Raw genomic sequence first — 24,860 nt, 5'->3', positions numbered from 1 at the left:
AGGGTTATTTGCAGACTATCACTCAATTACCGCTTGGAAGGTGATTATTTCGTCACCATTTTTTGGATTTGCTTAGCCCGTTCTTCATCGCTCATTTCCACCGGTGGCGGCGTGATTATGCCTTTTTGGCACGCAGGTCTGAGCGCTAACTCATCTAACCAACGTTGCAAATGTGTCAGACCTTCCATATTGATGCCGCTCCACTCGTGGATCCGCACCCAAGGCCAAGTTGCGATGTCGGCAATCGTGTATTCGTCACCAGCAAGGTATTGATTTGTAGCTAGTTGAGTATTCATAACCTCGAATAAACGTCGACCTTCTTTTTGATAACGGTCAATGGCTGCGGGGATTTTTTCAGGGAAGTACCTAAAGAATACGTTGGCTTGTCCCATCATGGGACCGACGCCGCTCATCTGGAACATTAACCATTGGATCACCTGCGAGCGTTTTTTAGGATCGGCTGGCAGGAATTTACCTGTTTTTTCGGCGAGATACAGCAGAATCGCACCCGATTCGAATACCACAAAATCCGCGTTATCGCGGTCGATAATGGCGGGAATGCGACCATTGGGATTGATGGCAATAAACTCGGGCTGTTTTTGCTCATTGGTGCTGAAATCTAATTTGTGGACGCGATATTCAAGTCCCATTTCTTCCAGTGCGATGGAAATTTTAAAACCGTTAGGGGTCGCGGCTGTGTATAAATCTATCATGATAATTCCTTTAGGTTATAACGCTTATAGCTACTCACTTTAGTGCCCATGAATATTCATTATCAGGCATTAGCGCCGCTATTTTTTAGGGGTTAACGATACTATGGCAGGACGCTGCGCCATAGTGTTGAACCAAGCCTTGAGATGCGGCAAGCTGTCAGTGACTTCAATATCTAAATTCTTAATAAAGCTGATAAAAACGTAAGCCGAAATATCGGCAATGCTGAATGCATCGCCTGCCACAAAGGGTGACTTGCTCAATTGTTGGTCTAAGGTTGGTAGGAAGTCAATGACCCTTTGGCGTGATTCTGCGCCCCAAGACTCGACACAATTTTCCCTGTCTTTATAGACGCCGCTTAAATTACGAAAGGCTTGAAACCCAACCATTAATCCTTGTAACTCTATGATACGTTGCCACATTTCTACTTTGGCGCGCTCAAGTGGCGTATTGCCAAACAGTGAACGTTCACTCGGGTGGATTTCGTCTAAATAGCGGCAAATGGCAACAGATTCACACAGGTAGCTGCCATCATCGAGTTCGAGCAGTGGAATGCGGCCATTTACACTTTTGGCTTTAAACTCAGCGCTTAAATTATCCCCTCCACGGATATCGACGTTCACTCTTGGCACTTCTATGCCTTTTTCCGCAAGAAAAATACTGACGCGGCGTGCGCTGGGAGTCGGAGCTAATTCGTAGAGTTTCATCTAAAGTCCTTTAGTTTTTATCAGTGCTTTATGCTCGATTTGAGCATATAAGGCTTTAACGGAACGATCGGTTAGGTTAGAATTTACGCCATATCTAAACGATCAGTCAAGAATGTTTTCTCCTCAACTTTCTGTAGTAAAGAGGAATGGTGAAGCTGAACGTGAACGCGTATTCAAGAGATTAGGTCGAAGGCTATGGCACGGAGTTGTAATTTTGATCGGCAAGAAAAACTCATATTGGCGATGGAGCTTTTTTGGCAAAAGGGCTTTGCCGAAACCTCGATTTCCGATCTCGTCGGCCATTTAGGCATTAATCGATTTAGTCTCTATAACAGTTTCGGCGACAAGCAGAATCTTTATCGCGAGTGCCTCAGTTTCTACCTTGATAACTACTCTTTTGGTGCCTCAGATACTTTGCTGCATGAAAAAGCGGGCTTAGCTGAAATAGAAGCTTATTTAGCGCGCTTTGTTGCTTTGCAGCGGGAGCAAAAGTATGGCTGTTTTATGCAAAATGCTGTGCTCGAAAAGAGCCTTAACGATGAAAGTGTGCTGCAGGAATGTCAGCGATTATTTTGTCGATTACAGACCTCATTCACCCAAGTGTTACAAGTTTGCCAAGCGCGTGGAGAGCTATTAGCCCATGTGCAACCACATCAAGTTGCTGCTTTTTTAGTGCTGCAATTACAAGGGATTAGAGTGTTAGGCAAGGCGGGCGAATATGAGTTGTTAGACAATGCGTTTGTTGTATTGCAAGACTATTTACGTAGTTTGAGTGCTAATCAGACGGCATAACTGCAAATGACATAGTTTGATTGGCCTAGTTTTTTGCCTAGGCCATGTTTTTTAGAAATCTATTTTTTAAAAGTTTATTTTTAAAAGCTATTTCTAAAAGTCCAAGTCCAGCGCAAAACACATATAGGCCATCAGTTGAGTGCAGTGTGCAAACTGCTCGGCACAAAAACTGGCTGCATCTGGGCGGCAGAGTTCCTCAAAGGCGATATTTTTAACTGCGATAAAATCTTTTCGTTTTAGCTCTATCAGCATAGGGTGGTTTTTATCAAATCCCTTTGGTGGTCGAGTTAAGCTATCGCCATCCATATTAAATCCATGACTTTGTAAGGTTTGTAGCGCCTTTTTATAGCCGTTGGGATTCTCATCGATGCAAGTGCGAATGGCATTTAAGGCTTTCGATTCTGGGTGCCAAATCCCTGCTGCAATAAAACAGCCATCTTCGGCAATGTGTAAATATAGTCCCGGCGCATGCACGTCTTTGCCCTGAAAATGGCGAAATTGAATGCCAACATTGGTTTTATAGGGTGTTTTATCTTTGCTAAAACGGCTGTCTCGCTGGGGACGCATCAAGCTGCCGCCGACTTTTTTTGGTACGGCAGTGAGCCTAGGTGAGAGGGCGAGAATACTGGGCTGCATTTGTTCGATAAACTGCAGCGCAGGCGTTCGCACTGTTTCTTCGTATTCCGCCTGATGGGCTTTAAACCAGTCGCGGGAGTTGTTTTGTGCCAGTTGATTTAAAAATTGCAGGCTCGCAGCGCTGAACGTTGCACCAGTCGCAATAGGGATTTTAGTTGTTAGAGTGGCCATTATCAGGGAACCTTATTAATGCAGATAAACCGAGCATAAGCAGTATTAATGCCGATTGAGGAGCAAGGTGAGTTGTGCTGACATATCCTCCCGTATCGCCCGCTCGTTCTTACTCACGATAGTTAAGACACTATAGTTAAAACACGATAGTTAAGACTGCCAAGTTGGGTGTCAATACTGCCATCCTTCGGCAAGATCTTCACTTAAATTTTTGCATTGTGCCGCTTCTACCTTGTTTTCAATAAGTCGGTTATTTACACGTAAAGCTAAGTGAGAACTATTCTTATCTTGTTCGTTAGTGCCTATAATGCCGCCCTATTTTTAGATTGGTTTGTTAATAGGATGACGTTGAATGGGTTGCCTGCCTAAGTGTGATAAGTGGAAAGCGAATAGAAATCTGTCGCTTATGGGATTATGTATATTGCCCTCAATGCCGTTGTACGCCGCTGAGGTATTGGGCGAGCCTAAGGTTGAGCCGATTGAGATCCTGCAGGTTCATGGGCAGCAATATCGCAGGGCCATCACAGTCGCTAAACCCGGTGAAGCGATTATTTCCATGGAACAAATCGAGGAGATGCAGGCGACAACTTTCGCCGAAGTGATCGATGATATGGCGGGGGCGCATATCGATGGCGGTACCCGCAGTGGCGGTGAGCGGATTAATATTTGGGGCTTTGGCGAGACGGAAGATTTTAACGTTTATGTGGATAATGCTCCGGTGGGATTTGAGCAGTATCGTTACGGATCATTTTTCCTCGATCCTGATCTCATCAAGCGAGTGGAAGTGATTAAAGGTGCCCATGATGTGCGCTCGGGCAATGGCGGTTTTGGTGGTGCCATGTATGTGGTCACTAAATCGGCCGATGATTTTCTTAAATATGATCAATCCCTTGGCGCTCGAGTCAAAACCAGCTACGCCAGCAATAATGACGCTATGGGTTATACGGGGACCGTTTATGGCCGCGTGAATTCACATCTATCTGGCTTGCTGCATCTTACGCGTCGCGATGCGGGGGATGTCACTTTAGCCAATGGTGAAGAGTTTGAATATTCGGGCTATGAGCAAGATAACTACCTAGGTAAGATGGATTATGCGCAGGGCGATCACCAATTAGCCTTGAGCGTGACCCATTATCTTGATGAGGGCCGCAAACCTTGGGCTAACCGCCGTGGCCCTATGCCTGCAATTTCGGACTACAACATCAAAAAGTACGGTTCCTACGAGCAGGCTCTGTATGCCACAACCGCCTACAACACCTATGAAGACAACACTTGGTCGGCAAATTATCGCTATTCGCCGAGTAATCCCCTGATCGATACCCAAGTGGTGATTTCCCATTCGGCGAATGCACGCCACTGGGTAAGACCCGATATCGCGTGGGAGAAAATGACGGTTTCCGTAGGCAACTTCGGTCACGAATCTTGGCTAGACTATAAACGTGACTACATTGATATTAACAACTTGAGCTTGATTGGTGACCATGAGATCACCACAGGATTACAGTACCGTAGTCTCGACCGCACTTCGCTCGTGTTTAACAAAAGTTATGAAACAAATCCCGAGAAAAACTTTGGCTGGTACACACCTTACTACCAACCTGAAGGCCGTCAAGATACCTATGCTGCCTATATTCGCGATGCAATTCATCTTACTAATGACTTAACTGTGACTCCCTCGCTGCGATATGACTTTATCTACAGCATAGGTCGACCAAATATTGCACCAGATTACAATGATATTGCTGCGGGCCATGACTATAGCTCAACCCATCATTCGGGGTTCTCACCCAGATTAGGCATAGATTATCAACTGACAAATCACGCTCGGTTAAACTTTGATTACGCTTATAGCTTGCAAGCCCCTGTGGTGGATGAGATTTATGCCGTGCAATACGCTAAAGCCAGCATTACCGGCACGAGTCGCGACATTGATGTCGAACGCTTACATGCCTTCAAATTAGGCCTAATGACGCAGCATCAGCATGTACTTGCCAATGAGGATGCTTTGTCGACGCAAATCACCCTGTTTGCCAATTTAGGTCGTGATGATATTGCCCAGCGCCGCGGAGCTAAGTCTGATAAAACCCAGTTAATTCAAAGTGGTTATACAAATCTTGATGGTTACCATATTTACGGTGCCGATTTTGAAGCCCAATATCGCTATCAAGATGTGTTCAGTGATCTTGCGGTTTCATGGCTGCAAGGACAGCACAATGGGTCACTCAGAGACAGCCAAGATGACGATGAATATTTAGCTAACATAGCCCCGCTCGATATTCGTTTGCGTTTAGGCATGTATATCACAGATGACATTTCTATCGCTTGGCAGGGCGCTTGGTATGATGCGCAAACCAATGTTCCCCACGGTGATATCTTTAATGCCGAGTCGCCAAGCGAGAATTATTTCCTACAGAATGTGTATCTCGCCTATGAACCTCAAGCCATCTTAAAGGGATTAAGTGTGCGTTTGATGGTAAAAAATCTTACGGATCTGCAAGTGGTGCCGTTTCTCTCCGATGGGATACCCGCCGCAGGGCGTGATGTTCGTTTGAGTTTAGCCTATGAATTTTAAAGACTAATCACCAAGGCTGTGTGGACTAGGCATATATAGCTCATAAAAAATAGGGTTATATTGCCTCAGCCCCCTGCCGAAAAATGCCAGTTTATGGCATAATCCGCGTTTTACTAGGCATATAGAACAGAAAAATGACTGAAAATGAATTGCTAAGTCGCTGTGGCGGCAAGTGTGAACTGTGTGGCAGCGAGCTTGAACTCTCTATTTATGATCTGCCAGCCTCCGATGGCCGTGACAATGAGATCATGATTTGTGAAACCTGCAGTGGCCAAATTGCGGCACCGGATACCATGGACATGAACCACTGGCGTTGTCTGAATGACAGCATGTGGAGTCCTGTACCGGCAGTTCAAGTGATGTCATATCGTATGCTTAAGCGCTTAAATGGCGAAAGCTGGGCGCAAGATTTGCTGGATATGCTTTATCTTGAAGACGATTTAAAAGCGTGGGGTGATGCCGAAGTTGCCGCAGCAGGTGACGATGCTACGCCAACGTTAGACAGTAATGGTGCAGTGCTCAATGCTGGCGATACTGTGGTCATCATCAAAGACTTAAACGTGAAAGGCACTAGCTTTGTAGCTAAGCGTGGCACAGCTGTGCGTAACATTGCTTTGACCAACAACCCAGAGCATATCGAAGGCCGCGTTAACGGTACTCGTATTGTGATTCTGACGTGCTTCGTTAAAAAGTCTTAAGTTTCGCTTAGTGTGAGCGCGATTTATTTAGCTCAACACAATAAAAACCGCCATGATCGTTAGCCGACATGGTGGTTTTTTTATGTTGAGTTAGGTAGTTAAGATACGCAGCGGGTGATTTGATATTGGCGTGCATAGCCCTGCGGATTAAATTGCCAAGATAATATCCACGTGATCACACTTAAGCCACCGAGTAATAACCAAGCACTGTTAAAGCTGTTGAAATTATCGCGAATTAATCCGGCAATCCAAGGCGAGATAGCCGCTATGGTATATCCCACACCCTGCACGAAGGCGGTTAATTTACCTGCTAACATAGGATTCTGTTGATGATCCATAGTGACAATCAGCCCGAGTGGAAAAATCCCGCCAATACCTAATCCTGCAAGTCCCGCCCATAAAAATAGCGATACTTGAGGGGCGAGTGCCAGTCCCATAAAGCCAATGAGTTGTAGCAAGCAGAGTAGGGCTATGATGGCGCGTCTGTCCGTCGACTTGCTGGCAAGCCAAGGAAACACTAAGCCCGCGATCACTTCCATGCTGGTTAAAAAACCTAACACTAATCCAGATTGAGTTTGGCTATAACCTAGCTCGACCGCGTAGGGGGCTAACCATGCAAGTACGCAGACATAACAACTTGTGCCTAATGCAAAAAATATCGCCAATAGCCAACTGCGACGAAAACGCCAAAAGTTAAGCTGCAAAGCTTGCTCTTTTGCTTGGCTCGGTAGTGCAGCTTTATGTTTAATCAGGAGCCACAGCACGAGTGCGAATATGCCTAGCCAAGTCCAATGACCTAGACCCGCGCGCCAACCTAAGTTCATCCCGATAAAAGGCGCACTGCTCGCCGCTAATGCGGCGCCGCCCATAATGGCGGTGACGTAAAGCCCCATCATTAAGGGGACCCGTTCACCGAAATTAAGCTTAATCATGGCGGGCATGATGGTTTGAATGAGGGCGATTGCGACCCCTGCCAGTAATGCCGAGCAGATAAGCCAATTGGCATCTATCGCCCAGAAGCGCATTGCAGTAGCGGCGATCAGCAGTAGCAATGATCCTGTCATTACGGTATTGAATCCTAAGCGTTTGGCGATACTAAAGCCTGCAAAACAACCCAGTCCCATGGCGAGCACAGGCAGCAATGTCAGCATAGACGCTAAGGTAAAACTTAAACTGATATCCTTTTGTATGCTGGGCAGTAAAGGCCCAACGGAGGCGAGAATGGGCCGTAGATTTAGACCAATAAGGATGAACGCGAGTCCGAGCAGCAATAAATTCACTTTCTCTGTCAGGGGGGATCGCATGGATTGTCTCCAAAAATAAGCTGAGTTTGATTTGCTGAAAAAGTGATTTGTAGCAGCATTTAGCATACTCATGATGATTTCCTTTCAACAACAGTAGGTTGAAACCACATCACTACAATTCAAAAAGAATCTCTTTCAGATGTATCTTGATATAAAGATATTTTAATTCTGCGAGAAAATGACTAAGATGTAAAGAATGATGTAAAGAATCTTTATATTGAGATAAACCTATGACAGCTAAAATGACGCTAACTAATGCCAGTCCTGCGGATACTAACGCGAGTTCTACGGATAAAAAGAAAGCGGATTCGAATACTAAAGAAGATGGCCTCGATAGAATTGTTGAACAGTGGCAACAGCAAGGGGTTACTGAGGATTTGATCCCTATGGCTGTGCTCGGGCGAATCGCTCGTTTAACGAAATATATCGAAGTGGTACTGCTGCAATGCCACGCCGAATTTGGCTTAGGTCAGGGGGAGTTCGATGTGCTCGCGACGTTAAGGCGCTCGGGAGAGCCGTTCACACTCTCGCCTTCGCAACTTTATCAGAGCATGATGCTAAGTTCTGGCGCTATGACCAGTCGTTTAGACAGACTCGAAAATAAGGGGCTGATTGAGCGGGAGCACAGTAAGGAAGATCGCCGCGCCGTCCATGTTTCGTTAACTGCTGAGGGTAAGGCGCTCATTGATAAGGCATTACCGCAGCATATTCAATGTCAAAGTGCGTTGTTCGCGGGCGTGAGCGTTGAAGATAGGCCTGTATTACTGCAGATTTTAAAATCTTGGCTGAACCAATTTGAGCCGCAATAATTCGTTTAAAATCCCACTTTTGTCTTTAAAGTAGGCTGATATGCAATAGCGGATCATTTTGGCAAAAATGCGGTAAACATGAGCCAACCGCGCGGGATAACATTTGATAGAACAAGGGAGTTGCCATGGTAAAAAGACGTGAAGCATTTGAATTAGCGGGAAAACGAGTCACAGCTGGGACGCAATTAGGGATCAAGCTGCCAGCCGCTAAGTTGTATACCGATACGCAACTCGATATTCATGTGGAAGTGTTTCACGGAGCCAAACCTGGCCCGACTTTACTGGTTTGTGCCGCTATTCATGGGGATGAACTCAATGGTATCGAAATTTGTCGGCGTTTATTAGCCAGAGTGAATCCCAAGAATCTGACGGGCACGTTAATTGTGGTGCCAATAGTGAATGTGTTTGGTTTTATTCAGCAATCCCGTTATTTACCCGATCGTCGCGATTTAAATCGTTGCTTTCCTGGTTCTAGCAAAGGGGCGCTCGCAAGCCGTTTAGCTAATCTGTTCGCCACTCAGTTATTAGTTCATGCAACCCATGTGATTGATTTACATACAGGGGCCGTCCATAGGGATAATTTGCCGCAAATTCGCTGTGATACTAATGATGAGACTATGCTCGCCATGGCGAATGCCTTTGGTGCACCGCTTATTATGCATTCTAAAGCGCGCAGTGTTTCTATGCGAGGTTATGCTAATCAACAGGGCATTCCTTGCATTTTATATGAGGCTGGAGAGGCGTTACGTTTTAGCGAGTTGTCGATAAAATCTGGCCTCAAAGGTGTGCTCAATGTGATGCGCAGTTTAGATATGCTTAAAGGGCGAGTGAGTAACAAAGGCGCGAGTGTCAGTGCTATTCGCAGTTATTGGGTTCGCAGTGAATCCGATGGTTTAGTGAATATGAAGCTTAAACTCGGCCAGCGGGTGACTAAGGGTTATATCATTGCCCATATCGTCAGCCCCCACGGCGGTGACAGTGTGGCCATTCGCGCGCCAACCGACGGTATTATCATAGGAATAAGTAATATCCCTGTGACTAACGAAGGTGAGGGTATGTTTCATATCGCCCAGTTCGAAGGTGACGAAATTGAAATTGCCAACGAACAACTCGATGAATTCCTGATGGAATATGCCTAGAATCTAGAACCTAGGTCCCATCACCTCTACAGTTTAAACCGCTCCACTGAGCTGGTGAGTGAATGGGCAAGCAGAGTGACTTCGTTGCTGCGTTTGGCCATGTCCATGGCTTCATTGGCATTTTGGTCTGCAGATTGTGCCGCCTCACTCATGCTCGACTCAATCCGTTGGCTGTAATCTAACTGCTCGTGGGCGGCGTGGGTGATCTCTAGACTCATTTTATTGAGGGTATGTAAGGTGCTTTCTATGTGAGCGATAGCATCCTGCAGGGTTTGGCTTTGTCCGACACACTCATTTGCTTGATTTTGCCCCGTAGTAATTGCATCGGCTGCCGTGGACGTTTCTTTTTGCAGGGCCGTGATCATGGTTTGAATTTCGGCGGTGGCGGCTTGGGTGCGTGAGGCAAGTGATCGCACTTCATCGGCTACGACGGCAAAACCACGACCATGTTCCCCCGCTCTGGCGGCTTCAATGGCGGCGTTCAGTGCCAGCAAATTGGTTTGTTCGGCAATGCTGCTAATGGTGGTTAAAATGCTGCCAATATTATCGCTTTGAATGCTCAAGCGAGACATGACTTCAACTGAGCTACTTAAACGGGCGCTCAGTTCGGCAATTTTATTGCGATTATCATCGGCAATTTGCTTCACTTGATTACCGTATTTCGAGGCTTGACTGATTTGTCTCGCCGACTCACTGGCCTGTTCTGTCACTAGATTTGAGCTAGTAAACATCTGTTCTGCTAAGGCTTTCGTTTCATCGACTCGACTGATTTGCGCCGTTGCGGCATTGGCGATGCGCTGACCTTGCTCATTGGTTTGGGTGGCTGAGCTGTCCAATGAATGGGCATTTTGGCTGATATTGGTTAAGAGCTTGGCAAGATCGTCACTCAAGGTATTCATGTTATCAATTAGGGCGCCAAATTCATCATCATGGCGTTTGTGAATGCGTTTAGATAAATCCCCACGGGCGATGCTTGCGAGTGCGCCATTCACTAAGGCTAATGGATTGAGCATGGCCTTGGAGGTGAAGAAGGAAATAAAACTCACCATAACGATAAACACCAATGCGAGCACTATCGCTAAGGTTTGCCCTTGCTCAATGGCATTGCTAGCAATAGTTTGCAGGCTGCTAAATCGGCGATCGGCTAAGGTGATTAACTTGTCTAAGGCGAGATTATTCGCATTAAATTCTTTATCGGCATCGAGGTAATGTTGCTCGGCTTGAAGCTGCGCCTCAACCACGGCTTCTTGTGTTTTATAAAGCTCGGCAGGGGCTGCGAGTAAGGTATTGATAATCGCATATTGCTGTTCGAAGGTTTGCAGCAAGCCTAATGTATCAAGCCCATCAGTTTGTTGTTTTAAAAAGGTAAAGTTAGTGGTGAGGTTACCCAGTAAGATGCTGACATCTTGCTGGTGCGATTGGATCACCTCCAAACTTTGAGTGTGGATCAGCTCTCCCATAGTGTTGGTTAGCGTATACAACATGTCGTCGATACGCGTGCCTGTACCGACAATCTCTTCGAGCAGAGTGGGATTATCGGGGATGGACAGGGTTTCGAGATCGATCATCGCATTACTGGCGTTGGTCTTGGCATCGTTAAAGCGTTGGAAAAGTTGTTGGTATTGCTGCTTTGCTTGTTCATTGGCGAGTTTCGCACTAAACATGGCTTGGCTTTGTTGCAAATAGGCTTGGTATCTAGCCTGCGCCTCGTGCAGGGAAGTCTGCATCTTAGATTGATCTGCCACTCGCTCCGTTAACTCATTTTCGATACTTTGATATTTCTTCTGCAGCGCCGTAAACGCTTGCTGACTTTTGGTTAAGGCGGCGGTGTCTTGCTGGCTATGGGCCAAGGTGGCAAGGCGTGACATTTTTAATAGCACCAGTTGCAAGCTATTACTCTGCTTTTGCACCGGTACGGCTAAGGTTTCGATATTTTGATAGGCGGTTTGTACTTGGGAGAGTGAATAGTAGAAAAAGCTACTACCAGCGATGAGCAGCGCGCCGATGGCACTAAAGCTAAAAATGATTTTTTGTTTTATGGTAAGCGTTAACATAGTGCGAAAACCTCTTCTATGACTGTCCCTGTAAAATGGGTTTATTAATGGTTAGATCGCTGTTTTCGTTGAAATATTGATTTAAGTGTAGCAGAGTTCGTCATAAGTACAGTGATTAGTTCAATTGAACGTTTAGATTTAATTTAGGTTAACTAGTTGGTTTTATTATTTAAAATAATTTCAACCCTATCTTGAAAAGGATTAAAGATGAAATCAGTCGTGTTAGGTGAAAACCTTATCGTACCGACAAAAATTCTCTGCATTGGGCGTAACTATGTTGAGCATATCCATGAATTAGGTAACGAAATTCCCGAGGATATGGTGGTATTTTTAAAGCCCAACTCGGCCATTTCGACTGTGCTTCATTCTGAGCATCAAGGGGAAACCTTGCATTATGAAACCGAGCTGTGTTTTATGTTTCAAAATGGCCGTTTCAGTAGCGTCGCCGTCGGTTTAGATCTCACAAAACGTGATTTGCAAACTAAGTTAAAAGCTAAGGGATTACCTTGGGAGCGAGCAAAAGCCTTCGATGGTGCTGCGTTATTCAGTCCGTTTGTGGCGATTGATGATGCAGAGGCACAGCTGCATTTCACCTTGAGTATCAACGATAACTTGGTGCAAGAGGGGCATATCGATTTAATGATCTACAAACCTCAGACTATATTGTCCGAGCTACAGGCATTTATCAGTCTCGATGAGGGCGATATTGTAATGACAGGCACGCCTAAGGGTGTGGGAAGCATTCCCGCTAAAAGTGTATTTAACGTCACGCTGAGCCGTGGCTTGCAAGCGAGTGCTGAACCCTTACTCGAATGGCAGTGGTTAAGTGTTTAGTGATAAATCGCTGAGTAGCTCGCATGATTGAACCTGATGACGTAAAAAAGACTGCTGTATTGCAGGTGCCAACTTGCCAGCCACTGCAACAATATTTGATTGCGTTAGGGGCGAGTCAAGCTGCTGTTGAACGTTACTTACCACAGTTTAAAGCGTTGAACGTGCCGGCGGGAGAGGTGCTTCTTGGCCAAGGAGATGAGCAGTCACAGGCATATTTTGTTGTGGATGGTATAGTGCGCGCTTGCCATTATACTCAGGATGGCACAGAGCGCTGTAAGGAGTTTTATTTCGAGGGTGAATTGTGTTTTTTGTATGTCAGTTGGCTGAAGCAAATTCCCGCTCGTTACCAATTAGAAGCTTTAAGCGCCTGTAAACTTATCCAAATGCCGTTATCCGTGTTGGATGATACTTCGCTGCAGCCCGTGCAACTTGGGTTACTTAAACAGCAATTATTGTATAAAGAACAAAAGGAAGCCTTTTTACTGCTGCACACACCTGAGCAACGTTATCTGTATTTACGCGAACATTCACCACTTTGGCTTGAGCGGTTAAGCCAAGGTCAGTTAGCTAATTATATTGGCATTACGGCAATCAGTTTGTCGCGTATGCGTCGACGACTTCAAGACTCTTTTTAACGTTTTTTGCTCCCAGTTAACTTAAGTTAATGCGCTAAAGCGCGATTCCTATGATGCTGCGCCTTAAGTTGCGCCCTCAAGTCTATAAGGCTTCCAATCAGAGTGCGCATTATTGCTTAAAGCTAAGGGGCTTAATAAGTTGACTGCGTTTACTTTGTCTCAAATTTTGGTGGCGATAGCCATTATCTTCGATCTGATTTCGTTTCAATTTAAAGCGCGGGAGCGGATAGTAGCCTGCCTTTTTGTGTCTGGCATCTTGATTTCAATTCATTTTTGTTTGCTGGAGCAATGGACTGCCGCAGGCTTAATGGGCATAGCCACAGTGCGTTATCTCACCAGTATTTTTACCACCTCAAAAGTAGCCCTATGGTGTTTCTCTATTGCTGCACTTGTGATGAGCATTGTGACCTTTAATGGGGTAACGACTGTGATCAGTTGTATAGGCACCTTGTTTCAAACCCGCGCCGCATTCTGTCAAAGGGATAAAGATCTCAGACTGCTTATGATAGTCGGAACCAGTTTTTGGCTCGTTCACAATGCCTTAGTGGGATCGCCTGTGGCAGTGTTAATGGAGGTACTCTTTATTGGCAGTAATTTGGTGGGCTATTATCGACACTATTTTCGTGGGCAGCTTAAGCAACTGCCGTGATCAGTTTAAATAATCTCATTGATAATTAGAAAGATATTTATTTTATAACGGCTAATCACAGGGGACTGTTGTAATCGTCGCTTGGCCGTCGATGTGAAGCTAATGCCAGTGTGGGTTGGATCTGGAATGATTAGAGTCCCGCGACGGCTTCCATATCGAGTTCGATATCTGTGCAGCCTTTAGCACAGTAAATTCCTGCGGCTTGTTTTGCCTTTGCCTGCTCAGGCAATATGACTTTAAGTGTCTGTTTACAGCTAGGACATTGCACTGGCTTACCTTTAAATACCCGTTTAATCAGATTTTTCTGTTCATTAAACGAGGTTGCTGTGCTTTGGTTTAACACGGCAAAGGGGCTAGTAGAAGCAGTTGTCATCGGTTGGCAGATCCTTAGGCTTGATAAAGTATTATCACGAGAGTGTCATCGCGAATAGCGAGATTATAGCCTGAGTTGCGCTGTTATTGAAAAGCCTCAATGTAAGCTCATGCTTAACCCATCGACCATCACGTGTGATGGTCGACTTCTGTGAGTAATGATTAGAGGGTGTTTTGCCAAGTCGATGGGCGAGAGTAACGTGCGCCATCTTTGACTCTAGCGCGGATGTGTTTGACATCATTAAGCTTGAAAGCTTGGCGGTAGCTTAGCCAAGGTCCTGAGTCGAGTTGGTATTCCAACTCGGCATTGGGATATAAGCTATTGAGCACTAACTGCTGATGTTCAACACGTATTCCAGGCGGTGCTATGCGGTAGAAAACTCCCGCTTTTGCTAACTTAGGCTGCACTTTATTGGCGTAAACCGCAGCGAAAATTTGCCAATCCTGTTTGAGCACTTGCTCGGCTTGGCCATTGAGTTGGCTGGCAAAATGTTGAGTTTGCTGGCTATAGATTTTACCTTGATAATCATAGGCTAATTCCCATGGCGCCCTATGCCATGCCCGTTCGGCGAGGGCGACCATGCGCGGGAATAACATGTATTCTGCTTGCTCGTCCGATTGCACCATTTCGCTCCAAAGATGCCCCTGCAAGCCGTAAAAACGGTGTCCCGGTTTGAGCTGGCTGTGGCTATCGTCCGACACAAATGGCTGATTTAAGCTATTGTGCCAGCGCTCGGCATGGGCGGGCAGGTTATCGGGCATAAAGCTAAACACCTTAAAACTGTCTATTGCCCTCGAGGCCCAATGATTGCCGCGCTCATCTGGATGGCTAGCATAGGGGAAATCGAAATAGGTGACTTCTGGCGTTGAGATAACGACCTTCCAGCCAAGATTTGCTTGCTTATGTGCGATTTGATGGCCGTTGTTTGAAATCTGCGACCAAGCGTTAGATTGCACTTGGGCGTTCATGTTTTCGGGGCGCACTTCACCCATGCCATCATTCCAACCTGCGGCAATAATCCCTTTATCTGCCAGCATATTAGCGACGCGCTCGATAAAGTAACCATTGAGCGAATGCAGTCCGGCTAACTCATCGGTTTTTTGTTGCTTCATTGCGATACACGCTGGAGATTCGACCCAAGCGCCCGCGGTTTCATCGGCACCTATGTGGTAATGCACTAAGGGAACGCCTACGGCTTGGTGCATCTTTTTAACTTCATCAATCACAGTATCGATAAAGTGGTAGGTGCTCGCCAAGCACACATTGAGTGTATTGTCGTGATAATACTGAATCGACGAATATTGGGTTTTATCTGCAAATTCAGTCAGTAAAAACTCCTCCGCCTTAGCTTTATCTCCTTTTGCTAGGTAATGGTGATAACGCGCCTCCATGGATTTTATTGCGGCGCGTGAATGCCCCGGCATGTCCAGTGAAGGGATCACTTCGATATGGTGAGCATCAGCCAGTTGTAATATTGCTTGGTATTGCGCCACGGTTAAGTAGCCATCGACGGGGTTTACGTCCGCTATGCCACTGCCCAGTTGTGGCAATAAACAGCTTTGCTCGGTTAAATCGAAACAACGTTTTGCACCCACATCGGTCAGTTCAGGTAAGCCGGGTATGGCTAAACGCCAGCCTTCATCGTCGGCTAAGTGCAAATGCAGCTTATTGATTTTATAGGCGGCGAGCTGTGGAATAATGCGTTTGATAAAATCGAGCGAGTGGAAGTTACGGGCTAAATCGATGTGCAGGCCGCGAAAGGCGTAGCGAGGCTGGTCTTGGATCTCGATGGCGACCAGTTGATCGTCACTTAAACTGATCAGCCCAGCTAGGCTTTGTATGCCATAGAAGAGTCCCGCTTCACTGCTCGCTCGAATACTGATTTGCTCGGCCGTTATGGTTAACCGATAGGCTTCGCTGTTTTTAATTTCACTATCATGGGCTTCAGTGCTGGCGACTTTAGGAGCTTGAGTATCGAGTTGCAATAACAGCGGCGTGCCTTTGTCCTTGGCCGAAAAGCCTAAAGAATCGAGGTAATCCAACGCCGCCTGCCGGCCCTTAAAATCGACAGTTGCAGCCGCGAGTCGATAACCTTTAGCAAGGGATAAAGGCGCCGAGTTTAGGCTTTGGCTATGAAGTGGCGTGGGGATAAGTTTGCCGCTAATGTCAGGTGCTTTGTCTGCGGCTAAGGCTTGATATTGCTCGGCTAAATACTGGCCATCGGCAAAGGGGGTTGCATCGTTTTTTGCCAGTAAGAATTGTTTCTCGGCATTAAAAGGCGCCAGGTAGTCTTGCTCGGCTAAACCCGTTTCTGGATCTCGCCTTGTTTGAGTGCTCTTTATTACCTGCGCCTTATAGCCCATAGCGACAAAGAAGTTTGGCATAAACTCGGAACGGGTGATTTGGCTGCCTTTGCTATAAAACTCAATACGATAAACTTGATTGGCGACGAAACCCTTAAAACTGGCTTTAGGAGTGATTTTGTGTAAATCGCCATTGATATGTTCAATGTTAAAGTCACCCGCATCGACAAAATAAACGGGCGATAGTTGGCTGAAATAAATTTGCCAATCGCCATGATTTAGCTCTTCGTTGGATAACTTGTCGTTGGATAGCTGAGTGGGCAGGGTTAGCTCAATGGCAGAGCGATAGCATTGGGTTTCTTTAGCGGGACAGGTTTCAAGATAACTGGCGGTTAACTGATAACTTAGCTGAAGTTTATCGGCCAATTGATTAAGTGCGACATGATTTGCCTCCTGCACGGCGTTGGCGGCCTGTACCGATGGCATAATAAATATTGAAAGCACTGGCCCCAAGGGAAGCACTGCCATTATGCCGCTGACTAAGGCCGTCTTAATCCTCTGCCACTTTATTTTACCTTTCCCTTTCGTTAGTCCTTTCACTTAACTGAGTCCTTTTGTTGTAAAAACCACTGCGCCGCACCTATGAGTGCTGCATTGTGATGTTGACTGGCTGAAATCGTCAAGTCCGCCAGTTGCGGGCCATAGACTAAGCTCTGCAATTTTTGTTTAAGCGCCTCAATAAAAAAGGGAAAGCTTTGACTGACTGAGCCGCCAAGGATGATATCTTTGGGATCGTATACCAGTAAGGTTTGGGCGATCATGTGCGCCAAGTGTTCACCAAAATGGACGAAGGCTTGCAGCGCTTGGCTGTCACCTTCACAGGCTTTTTGGTACAAATGCTCGCCACTCATCTGGTGATGAACGGTGAAGTATTGCCCCGAGCAGTAGTGCTCAATAATGCCATCGCGATAACTCAAACTGCCGATTTCACCTGCGGCGCAATGTTTACCCGAATACAGCTGACCATTAAAAATCACCCCAGCGCCCACGCCTGTGCCTAAGGTAATCCCGAGCATGTCTTGATTGCTGTTGAGCACAGCTTCGCCAAGGGCAAAGAGGTTAGCGTCGTTATTCACAACAACATCCATTTCAAAGGTATTTTGCAGCTGCTGGGCTAACTGCGTTGCCGTCAGCGCAGGGATGTTGAGCACTTCGAGTAAAGTGCCGCTCTGCATATCCACCATACCGGGTATCCCGATGGAAATACCACAGGTTTCAGGCGTGAGGTGACTGTGGATACAGGTCACGAGGAAATCGAATAATTGTTCAAAGTTGCCATCGGCGGGAACAGGATACCGCCAAGTGTCGAGTAAGGTTTTACCTTCCACCTGTGCCAACATCAGTTTAGTTCCCCCAAGATCTAAACATAGGACGCTCATAATAGCTTGTTGCCTCTCGTGTTGTTTGTTGCCATCGGCTCGTCATTCTTTGAGGCCGCTTTTGTTGAAAATAGGGTGGTGTTTTTAATCAAGGGGCGAGCCGTTAGGGCCACATAACCTATGTAAGCCATAGGGATTAACAGCACTAACATCCCGAGCCGTAATTCGCCGGATAGCTCGCTGATAACACCAATGATCGGCGAGATAAACGCGCCGCCGATGATGCCAGTACAGAGAATGCCGGCGAATGATCCATGATCTTGAGTGCGCGAATTGAGCGCCAGCGAGAAGATCACCGACCACATGATAGAAATGAAAAAGCCAACCAATGGGAAACAAATTAATGCTAGTTGGCTCGGTCCCCATATCGCCACCAGAAAACATACCAGTGAACTAAGGGAAAAACTGAGCAGCAAGATCTGACTGTCGATAAGTTTAAGTAGCAGTAAACCGAGTAGGCAGCCGAGCGTCATGTAAAACCAAAAATCGCTAACCACATTGGCGCCGACACTTAAGGTGTCAAGACCATGATATTGCAGCAAAAAGACTGAGATACTGTTAGCGAGCCCTTGCTCAAGCGCAACGTAGGCGGCGATAGCGAAGAAGAATTTCAAAACGGTTTTATCTTTGAAAAGGCGTAAATGGGTCTCGAGGGCACCTGCCGACTCATCTGCCAGTTTATTCACTTTGGGCATCTTCACTAGGCTGGCAAAGAGCACCATGGCGAGCGCGACCACGGCGAATAACCAATACATGGCGAGCCAACTCATGTTCTCGGGCAATAGCTGTTGCACATAGTTGGCTGATGCAACACTGGCTTGATCTAAGGCGACAAAATGCTGATACACCAGCGGCGCTAAGGTCGCGGCGCCGCCAAAGGCAAGTTGGGCCAGTACGGAGAAAAAGGCAAAATGCTCTGGCCCCGCAGCTTGTCGCAATAAGGGATTCACTGCTACCTGCAATAAACTCATGCCAGTGCCAATACAAAACAGGCTAAACATGGCGATGCTAAAGGTGGGCAGACACACAAAAGTCACGGCGCCGATAAACGCCAGGCTAAAGGCTAAGATGATCACCCGCTTTTCACCGTACTTGTCCACCAAAATCCCCGCAGGAATCGATGTCACGCCGTAGGCGATAAAAAACGCAAAGGGAAATAACCCCGCCAACGTCAGGCCGATAGCATAACTGTCAATTAACGCAGGGAAAATCGGCCCCATGCTGTTGGTCATCAAGGAAATCACAAAGAAAGTGCAGAGAACAAACAGAATGATGAGTTTGTGTTTCATGTGCTTAGCCAATTGAATTAAGTGAAATTCATTGTGGCTTGACGCTCGCCTTGGTGGTGATACGAATGGTGCCTCTGTCGATACTTTTCTCACATAGTCAAATCGTGTTTGCGCTGATTGACTTCAGGTGCAGTTAATACGGGCGCTAGATAGTGTGTTGCAAGCAGTACATCGCTGCTGCTGATAACCTGTGTACTTGTAAAATAGTTACCTTTAATTAACATTGGATAGAATAGTATCGAAGTGGCGGATTTTAGTATCACTGCAAGGCTGGCTTGCTATAGACAATAGTGCGCGAAGGCACAGCGATTTCGCCGCGCTGATAGGTCAAAGCTGGTATTAAAAATAAGGTCTAAGTAATTGAATAATTTAACAGGTTGGCATAACAGCTAGTTTTAATGAATGGCGTTGAACTATAAGAGCTGATTGAAGCTTAGGTAAAGGAATGAGCAATGGGAGTTTAATGGATGAAACCTCTGTGTGAAAAAGTGATCCCCGATGAAAACAGTTCTTGGCGTTACTTTCGTTATGAATGGGAGCACATGGATCTCAACTGGCATTATCACCCCGAGTATGAAATCTGCTTAACCCTCAACAGTTATGGTATGCGTTATGTGGGCGATCATATTGCCCGTTATGGCGATTATGATTTAGTGATCATCGGCCCAGATATGCCTCACGGTTGGCAATCCGAGGCTAACCTTGGTGTTTTAACTGACGAGATATCAAATGGCAACGCGCTAAAAGACGACACTTCGAATGCGAGAGTGCAGGAAGTTGTTTATGTGGCACAAATTCCAGCGGTCTGGCTACACCAAATTGTGAATGAGCAACGTGAGTTAGCGTCTTTGCATTCACTTTTGACCCATGCCAAACGAGGTGTGTTGTTTAGTGAGGAAACGGCGCGTAAGGCCCATAGTGTGTTTATCGCGATGGAGACGGCCAATCCTTTTAGACGCTATATTTTGTTATTGGAATTATTAGCGTTATTACAACAGGATAGTCAGCAAGAACTCTTGTCGAGCACCTTGTTTACCCACGGTAGTAAACTCGACTTTACCGTGAAAAAGCTCGATAAAGTGATTGAGCATATTTATGACAATTACACTCAGGCCTTGTCGGCACAGGATTTGGCAAAGTTGGCGCATATGAGCACCAATCATTTCCATCGCTTCTTTAAAAAACGCACCGAGAAAACCTTAACTGAGTTTATCAACCAACTCAGGATCGCTAAGGCGTGCAAGTTATTACTCTCGAACCAGAGCCCGATTTCAACCATCAGCGATCAGTGTGGTTTCAACAATTTATCCAATTTTAATCGGCGCTTTATTCAATTTAAAGGTGTCACGCCGAGTCGTTTTCGTCAGTGCTTTAGCAGTAAACAAAGGGCAATTTAACCATTCTTATCACGGATGCTTAGGTTGAAAATACTGCTCCACTAAGGTTTGGCTGTAGCGTATCGCTTGCGCCGTGATCTCCGCTGAAATCGGCTCAAATGGGCGCTTCAGTTTTGGGTCGCGGTAATCCATTCCCGCTAACAGCGCATACCAAGAAGGGCGAAAGTAGGCGAGTTGCTGATCGTATTGGTAAAGCAGTAAATCAAAGTCTTCCCCTTGATACCAAGCTTGCAATAGTTGCGTCAGCCTTCGGGAAATGGTGACTTTTCTCGCCGCCAACCAATAGGGTTCGCTGCGCTGGCTGGTGACATAATGGGCCTGAATATAATCCTTTATGCCGAGCACTAACTGCATGACCGCCTGATTGAGTGTTTGTCGACTTAAGGTCTCTGCCTGCTTATTCAATTGATAGCGCTCGAATAACGACATAAATTTTTCAAGGGTAAATTGGGTCATCATGATGGACGTGGCTTCGAGTGGTTCGATAAAACTTTGCGCGAGTCCTATCGCCAACACATTGTTGTGCCAAGCCTTGTCACTGACACCGACCCGCATCTTGAGAAACCGTACTTGGGTTGATTCAGGCAGATCAACACTGTGCAATAATTCTTTGGCCGCGGCATTGGCACTGAGGTGGCGACTGCTATAAACATAGCCATTGCCAAGCCTGTGGGTGAGTGGGATTTGCCATAGCCAGCCCGCACTGAGCGCCGTTGCGCGGGTATGGTACTTGGCTTGCTGTGCTTGGGTTTGCAATGCATGGTTTTGTAGATCATGGGTTTGCTGTGTTTGAGTGGAGTCCATTAATGCTGGTACAGGAGCAGTGACGGCGCTGTCGTTGAGCAGTTCATTGGCGAAGGATTGAAAGGGTACGCCTAGGGTTTTATGAATTAACTTAGCGCTAAAACCGCTGGCATCGATTAAAAAGTCGGCGTTAAGTCGTTCGCCATTCGCCAGCATTAAGGCGTCTATATGTTGGTTTTGGGTTGTTGAAACTTCAATGACATCGCCGATGAGGTGTTTTACGCCGCGTTGGCAAGCGTATTCTTTTAAGTAGTTGGCCAGTTCAGTGGCATCGAAGTGATAGCCATATTCGTTAGCGTAGGGCAACGCTTTATTCGGCCTTGGGCTGAGATTGCGTTTCGCCAGTACGCCGCTGGAGAAAAACGCATCGGGTTTTACTGCACTGCCATGACCGCGGCGTCTTGCATTGGCGTTGATAAAGAAAACTTCAGCGGGTTTCACATCCATTTGGCAATAGAAGGGGTGAAAGTATTGCTGCCCGTCGCCATTCCAATTGATGAAATCGATGCCGGTTTTATAGCTGGCGTGGCATTGTTCCATCCAATCTTTTTCGCTAATGCCTAAGTTGTCCATAAAGCGTTTTAAGTGTGGCGTTGAACCTTCACCAACGCCTATGGTGCCTATGTTGTCCGATTCCACTAAACAGAGCTCAATGGCGGCAAATACGGGGTTATTCGCGAGGGCTGCCGCTGCCATCCAACCTGCGGTGCCACCCCCTAAGATAATGATTTTTCTGATGGCTTGCTTCACTTTCATGGTTTATCCCCCCTCTGCATTATCAACGCAAAAAGCCGACCCTAAGGTCGGCTATGCTGTGACTCAAGTTTAGAATTTGTAGCTGGCACCGACGAAATAGCGTGAACCAAATTCGATGGTGTTTTGCGTCAATCCATATTTAACATCATAGGATTGCACTACTTCATTGGTTAAGTTTACCCCTTCGAGTGAAACATCTAAGTTCTCCATCGCATGCCAAATAATCGAGGCATCGACTTGTTGATAGCTGTCGTTTAACACGTTTTGAATGTTACCCACGCCTAAGTATTCTGAACGCCAGTTATAGGCGATACGGGCGCTGAACAGATCATCTTCGTAGAAGAGTGAGCCGTTGAAGGAGTTTTCTGATACGCCTTCAATCATCTGCTCGGTGCCATCTGGGCGAGTGCTTTTACTGTCAACATAGGTGTAGTTGGTTAAGAAGCCAAAACCGCTTTCAAAGTTATGTTGTAACTGGATTTCAAGCCCAGTCACTGAGCCGCTACCGCCGTTGGCTGGGGCTGTGACACGGCATTTATCCCACTCGGATTCTGACGCGCCGCAACCTTCAATGTATTGAGTCGACTCAGTGACAAACACTACGTTATCAATATCTTTGTAGAACAAGGCTGCCGACAGCATAGAAGATTCAGTGAAGTACCATTCGATGCCAAGGTCGGCTTGGTTCGCCTTATAGGGTTTTAAATTGGGATTACCGCCGGTCGCAGTACCAAAGTTTTTCGCTATCGCTAACCCAGGTTTAAGATCGCTGTAGTTGTTACGCGCCATCACGGCAGAAGCCGAGGCACGTAGGATTAGATCTTCTTGCAGATCAAAGGCGACGTTGATGCTCGGTAGCCAATTATCGTAATTGACGGATTCATTGTAGGGCTTGCCATCGGCAAAACCAGTTGAGGTTTGGTCTGTGTTAACGTAACGCAAACCAAAGTTGCCACGATAGAATTCGCCGCTAAAATCCGCTTGGGCGTACAGGGCCAACATATCCTCTTCGACAGAGAAGGTGTTACCGAGATCGGCGACTTCCACTAACTCGCCATTGGCGTATTTCTCGCTGATAAACGCCCACCATTTGTCTTCATCTAACTTGGCATAGGAGTCGAGTACATTGCCGCCACTCTGGGAATGCAGGCCAGAAAGTACGCCATCGCTCCAGTTGGCTAGGTTGCCATTGGGCACGAAACCTAGGATTTCTGCGGGGTTACGGTTGAAGGCATTACGCTCGAAATCACTGGTGTTGTACTTAATCCCGACCGCAATTTTATTAATAAAATCATGATCGAGTTGATATTCGAAGTCAGACTGTGCGTAGGTGACTTTATGATCTTGCACTGTGGTTTCGTAGTTGGCTTCCTGCGCATGCTTGAACTGGCTAGCATCGTTGGCATCTAGGCTCGTGAGCACCACTTGATAGGGACCTGTGGCATCGTAACTAAAGCCACCATCTACACTGCCTTGACCATTAGGGAAGGCGGGATCGCCAATTTTGCCGCCTTGGTCCGTCGCAGGGATCCACCAAGAAGATGAGCCGCCTTGGGTGCCGCCATCTGAGGTCGATTGGCCAATGACGCCGCTAAGGGTGAAACTGTCCCCGACGTATTTTCCGGTTAAGTTGAGTACGTCAGACTTCATATTAACCGCGTGGCGTACCACAGGGTTATAAATAATCGACGCATACGCTGGCAGAATTGTTGCCGATGCTGTGCCGCCTTGGGCGTTATTTACTACGTTGGTGGAGCCCGAACCGCGGGCGCCAACGGTTAAGAAGTTATGGTTTACGTGGGGGATATCGAGTTCAAAATTAAAGTAATCTAAAGTGAACTCTGTTTTTTCAGTCGGTGCAAATTGCAGTGTGACTTGGGCACTGGTCCGTTCGCGTTCGGCCCTAAATGCCTGTGAGCCAATCCCCCACGCCCCGACAGTTGATTCTTGGTCTTGTGCAGGATCGGCAGCGAAGTATTCATAATAACCGCTGAGCGATTCCAGTACTTGGCGGCCGCTGGTAATTTTCTCTACTGAATAGGCGCCTAAAATGCCGAACTTTTCATCGTCATTTTTCCAGCTTCCGACGAAAGATCCACTCGGATCTGTTTCATCGTACAGGCTGCTTTGGCTCAGCTCGCCAGCGACTTGATAGGTGTGGGCATCGAGATCTAAGGGCTTACGGGTTTTGAGATCGACAGTGCCGCCCAGCGCACCTTCTTCAAGGCTAGCGGTTGGCGTTTTGTGGACTTCAACCGCACTGACTTGCTCGGCTGACAATAATTCCATGTTGAAGGTACGAGTGGCAGGACCAAGATCATACCAAGAGGTGCTCGCAACGGTTTGACCGTTCAGCAAAATACGACTCTGTTCTGGCGCTGTACCACGAATGGTGACCCCACTCACTTCACCGTATTGCCTATCGACCGTCACCCCAGAAATTCGCTGCAGCGCATCACCGATATTTTTATCGGGAAACTTACCGATATCTTCCGAGGTGATAGCATCGACCGTGGAGTCGGCGAAGCGTTTGGTATTCATTGAGGCTTCAATCGAGCGACGTATGCCGCGTACTTGGATTACCTCAATATTTTCTGCTGTTGCCTCTTGTTGCTCCGCCGCGACTGCGGTTGAGCTCATCCCGAACAAGGCGTTAGCGATACATAATGCGAGCAAAGAGCTCTTAAATAGTTGACCTTCTGACATGTTATTGCATCCCTGTAGTGCTTTTATGTTGTTTTTTTCTCCAGTTAACTTACCTGTTATCGAATTGTTGATGCGGTACTTT

At 46.6% G+C, this 24,860-nt stretch carries 20 protein-coding genes; 9 read left to right on the top strand and 11 right to left on the bottom strand.

Translation table 11 applies throughout. From position 1 onward, the window contains the following. Positions 1–44: 44 nt before the first annotated feature. Positions 45–713 (bottom strand): glutathione S-transferase family protein, encoded by a 669-nt coding sequence (locus tag L5M28_RS00615; protein WP_113941046.1) that lies wholly within the window; start codon positions 711–713, stop codon positions 45–47. A gap of 78 nt (positions 714–791) precedes the next feature. After that, positions 792–1,418, bottom strand: a complete 627-nt coding sequence (locus L5M28_RS00610) for a glutathione S-transferase family protein (protein ID WP_263196782.1) — start codon at positions 1,416–1,418, stop codon at positions 792–794. A 195-nt stretch (positions 1,419–1,613) separates the two neighbouring features. Between L5M28_RS00610 and L5M28_RS00605 the strand changes: the two genes are divergently transcribed. After that, entirely contained in the window at positions 1,614–2,210 is a 597-nt protein-coding gene (locus tag L5M28_RS00605) for a TetR/AcrR family transcriptional regulator (RefSeq protein ID WP_131525344.1), read from the top strand. Positions 2,211–2,303: 93 nt separating this feature from the next. Here the strand turns inward: L5M28_RS00605 and L5M28_RS00600 are convergent, their stop codons facing one another. Further along, positions 2,304–3,017: a DUF2461 domain-containing protein gene (locus tag L5M28_RS00600; RefSeq protein WP_263202095.1), complete on the bottom strand. Its 714-nt coding sequence runs from the start codon at positions 3,015–3,017 to the stop codon at positions 2,304–2,306. A 352-nt stretch (positions 3,018–3,369) separates the two neighbouring features. Between L5M28_RS00600 and L5M28_RS00595 the strand changes: the two genes are divergently transcribed. Both L5M28_RS00595 and L5M28_RS00590 read left to right on the top strand, forming a co-directional pair. Next, the gene (locus L5M28_RS00595; RefSeq protein WP_263196780.1) at positions 3,370–5,589 is read left to right on the top strand and encodes a TonB-dependent receptor; all 2,220 of its coding nucleotides are present in this window, start codon (positions 3,370–3,372) and stop codon (positions 5,587–5,589) included. Between the two features lie 134 nt (positions 5,590–5,723). Next, the gene (locus L5M28_RS00590; RefSeq protein WP_011790067.1) at positions 5,724–6,287 is read left to right on the top strand and encodes a PhnA domain-containing protein; all 564 of its coding nucleotides are present in this window, start codon (positions 5,724–5,726) and stop codon (positions 6,285–6,287) included. Positions 6,288–6,385: 98 nt separating this feature from the next. Here L5M28_RS00590 and L5M28_RS00585 read toward each other — a convergent pair whose 3' ends face one another. Beyond that, positions 6,386–7,591 carry an MFS transporter gene (locus L5M28_RS00585; protein ID WP_263196778.1) on the bottom strand — a complete coding sequence of 402 codons (1,206 nt, stop codon included), beginning with the start codon at positions 7,589–7,591 and terminating at the stop codon, positions 6,386–6,388. Positions 7,592–7,821: 230 nt separating this feature from the next. Between L5M28_RS00585 and L5M28_RS00580 the strand changes: the two genes are divergently transcribed. Both L5M28_RS00580 and L5M28_RS00575 read left to right on the top strand, forming a co-directional pair. Next, entirely contained in the window at positions 7,822–8,400 is a 579-nt protein-coding gene (locus L5M28_RS00580; RefSeq protein WP_173497081.1) for a MarR family winged helix-turn-helix transcriptional regulator, read from the top strand. A gap of 125 nt (positions 8,401–8,525) precedes the next feature. Further along, complete coding sequence (locus L5M28_RS00575) at positions 8,526–9,539, top strand: succinylglutamate desuccinylase/aspartoacylase family protein (RefSeq protein WP_028760658.1); 1,014 nt, start codon at positions 8,526–8,528, stop codon at positions 9,537–9,539. A gap of 26 nt (positions 9,540–9,565) precedes the next feature. On the opposite strand, the gene L5M28_RS00570 is transcribed toward L5M28_RS00575, so the two are convergent. After that, positions 9,566–11,593, bottom strand: coding sequence for a methyl-accepting chemotaxis protein (locus L5M28_RS00570; RefSeq protein WP_263196776.1), 2,028 nt, complete (start codon positions 11,591–11,593; stop codon positions 9,566–9,568). Positions 11,594–11,800: 207 nt separating this feature from the next. Here L5M28_RS00570 and L5M28_RS00565 point away from each other — a divergent pair, with 207 nt between their 5' ends. From L5M28_RS00565 to L5M28_RS00555, 3 genes are all read left to right on the top strand, one after another. Further along, entirely contained in the window at positions 11,801–12,427 is a 627-nt protein-coding gene (locus L5M28_RS00565; protein WP_131525338.1) for a fumarylacetoacetate hydrolase family protein, read from the top strand. 23 nt (positions 12,428–12,450) lie between these two features. Beyond that, positions 12,451–13,062, top strand: a complete 612-nt coding sequence (locus L5M28_RS00560) for a Crp/Fnr family transcriptional regulator (RefSeq protein ID WP_263202094.1) — start codon at positions 12,451–12,453, stop codon at positions 13,060–13,062. 139 nt (positions 13,063–13,201) lie between these two features. Continuing rightward, a complete protein-coding gene (locus L5M28_RS00555; protein ID WP_028760654.1) occupies positions 13,202–13,711 on the top strand; it encodes a YgjV family protein in 510 nt (169 codons plus the stop codon). A 130-nt stretch (positions 13,712–13,841) separates the two neighbouring features. On the opposite strand, the gene L5M28_RS00550 is transcribed toward L5M28_RS00555, so the two are convergent. The 4 genes from L5M28_RS00550 to L5M28_RS00535 form a co-directional block, all read right to left on the bottom strand. Then, positions 13,842–14,084 carry a hypothetical protein gene (locus L5M28_RS00550; RefSeq protein ID WP_263202093.1) on the bottom strand — a complete coding sequence of 81 codons (243 nt, stop codon included), beginning with the start codon at positions 14,082–14,084 and terminating at the stop codon, positions 13,842–13,844. 161 nt (positions 14,085–14,245) lie between these two features. Beyond that, the gene (locus tag L5M28_RS00545; protein ID WP_263202091.1) at positions 14,246–16,987 is read right to left on the bottom strand and encodes a family 20 glycosylhydrolase; all 2,742 of its coding nucleotides are present in this window, start codon (positions 16,985–16,987) and stop codon (positions 14,246–14,248) included. Continuing rightward, positions 16,984–17,826 (bottom strand): ROK family protein, encoded by an 843-nt coding sequence (locus L5M28_RS00540; protein WP_263196767.1) that lies wholly within the window; start codon positions 17,824–17,826, stop codon positions 16,984–16,986. The genes L5M28_RS00545 and L5M28_RS00540 overlap by 4 nt, the downstream gene beginning before the upstream one ends. Next, positions 17,823–19,115, bottom strand: coding sequence for an MFS transporter (locus L5M28_RS00535; RefSeq protein WP_263196766.1), 1,293 nt, complete (start codon positions 19,113–19,115; stop codon positions 17,823–17,825). The genes L5M28_RS00540 and L5M28_RS00535 overlap by 4 nt, the downstream gene beginning before the upstream one ends. A 467-nt stretch (positions 19,116–19,582) precedes the next feature. Between L5M28_RS00535 and L5M28_RS00530 the strand changes: the two genes are divergently transcribed. Then, on the top strand, positions 19,583–20,512 hold the full coding sequence (locus L5M28_RS00530) for an AraC family transcriptional regulator (RefSeq protein WP_263196764.1): 930 nt from the start codon (positions 19,583–19,585) through the stop codon (positions 20,510–20,512). A 9-nt stretch (positions 20,513–20,521) separates the two neighbouring features. Here L5M28_RS00530 and L5M28_RS00525 read toward each other — a convergent pair whose 3' ends face one another. Further along, entirely contained in the window at positions 20,522–22,072 is a 1,551-nt protein-coding gene (locus L5M28_RS00525) for a tryptophan halogenase family protein (RefSeq protein ID WP_263196763.1), read from the bottom strand. A 69-nt stretch (positions 22,073–22,141) separates the two neighbouring features. Further along, a complete protein-coding gene (locus L5M28_RS00520; RefSeq protein WP_263202090.1) occupies positions 22,142–24,778 on the bottom strand; it encodes a TonB-dependent receptor in 2,637 nt (878 codons plus the stop codon). Positions 24,779–24,860 lie beyond the last annotated feature (82 nt).

Source organism: Shewanella sp. SW32, from assembly GCF_025653365.1.
Classification (GTDB): domain Bacteria; phylum Pseudomonadota; class Gammaproteobacteria; order Enterobacterales; family Shewanellaceae; genus Shewanella; species Shewanella oncorhynchi.
The sequence above is the reverse complement of the archived record's forward strand: the minus strand, read 5'-3'. Positions and strand labels throughout refer to the sequence as shown.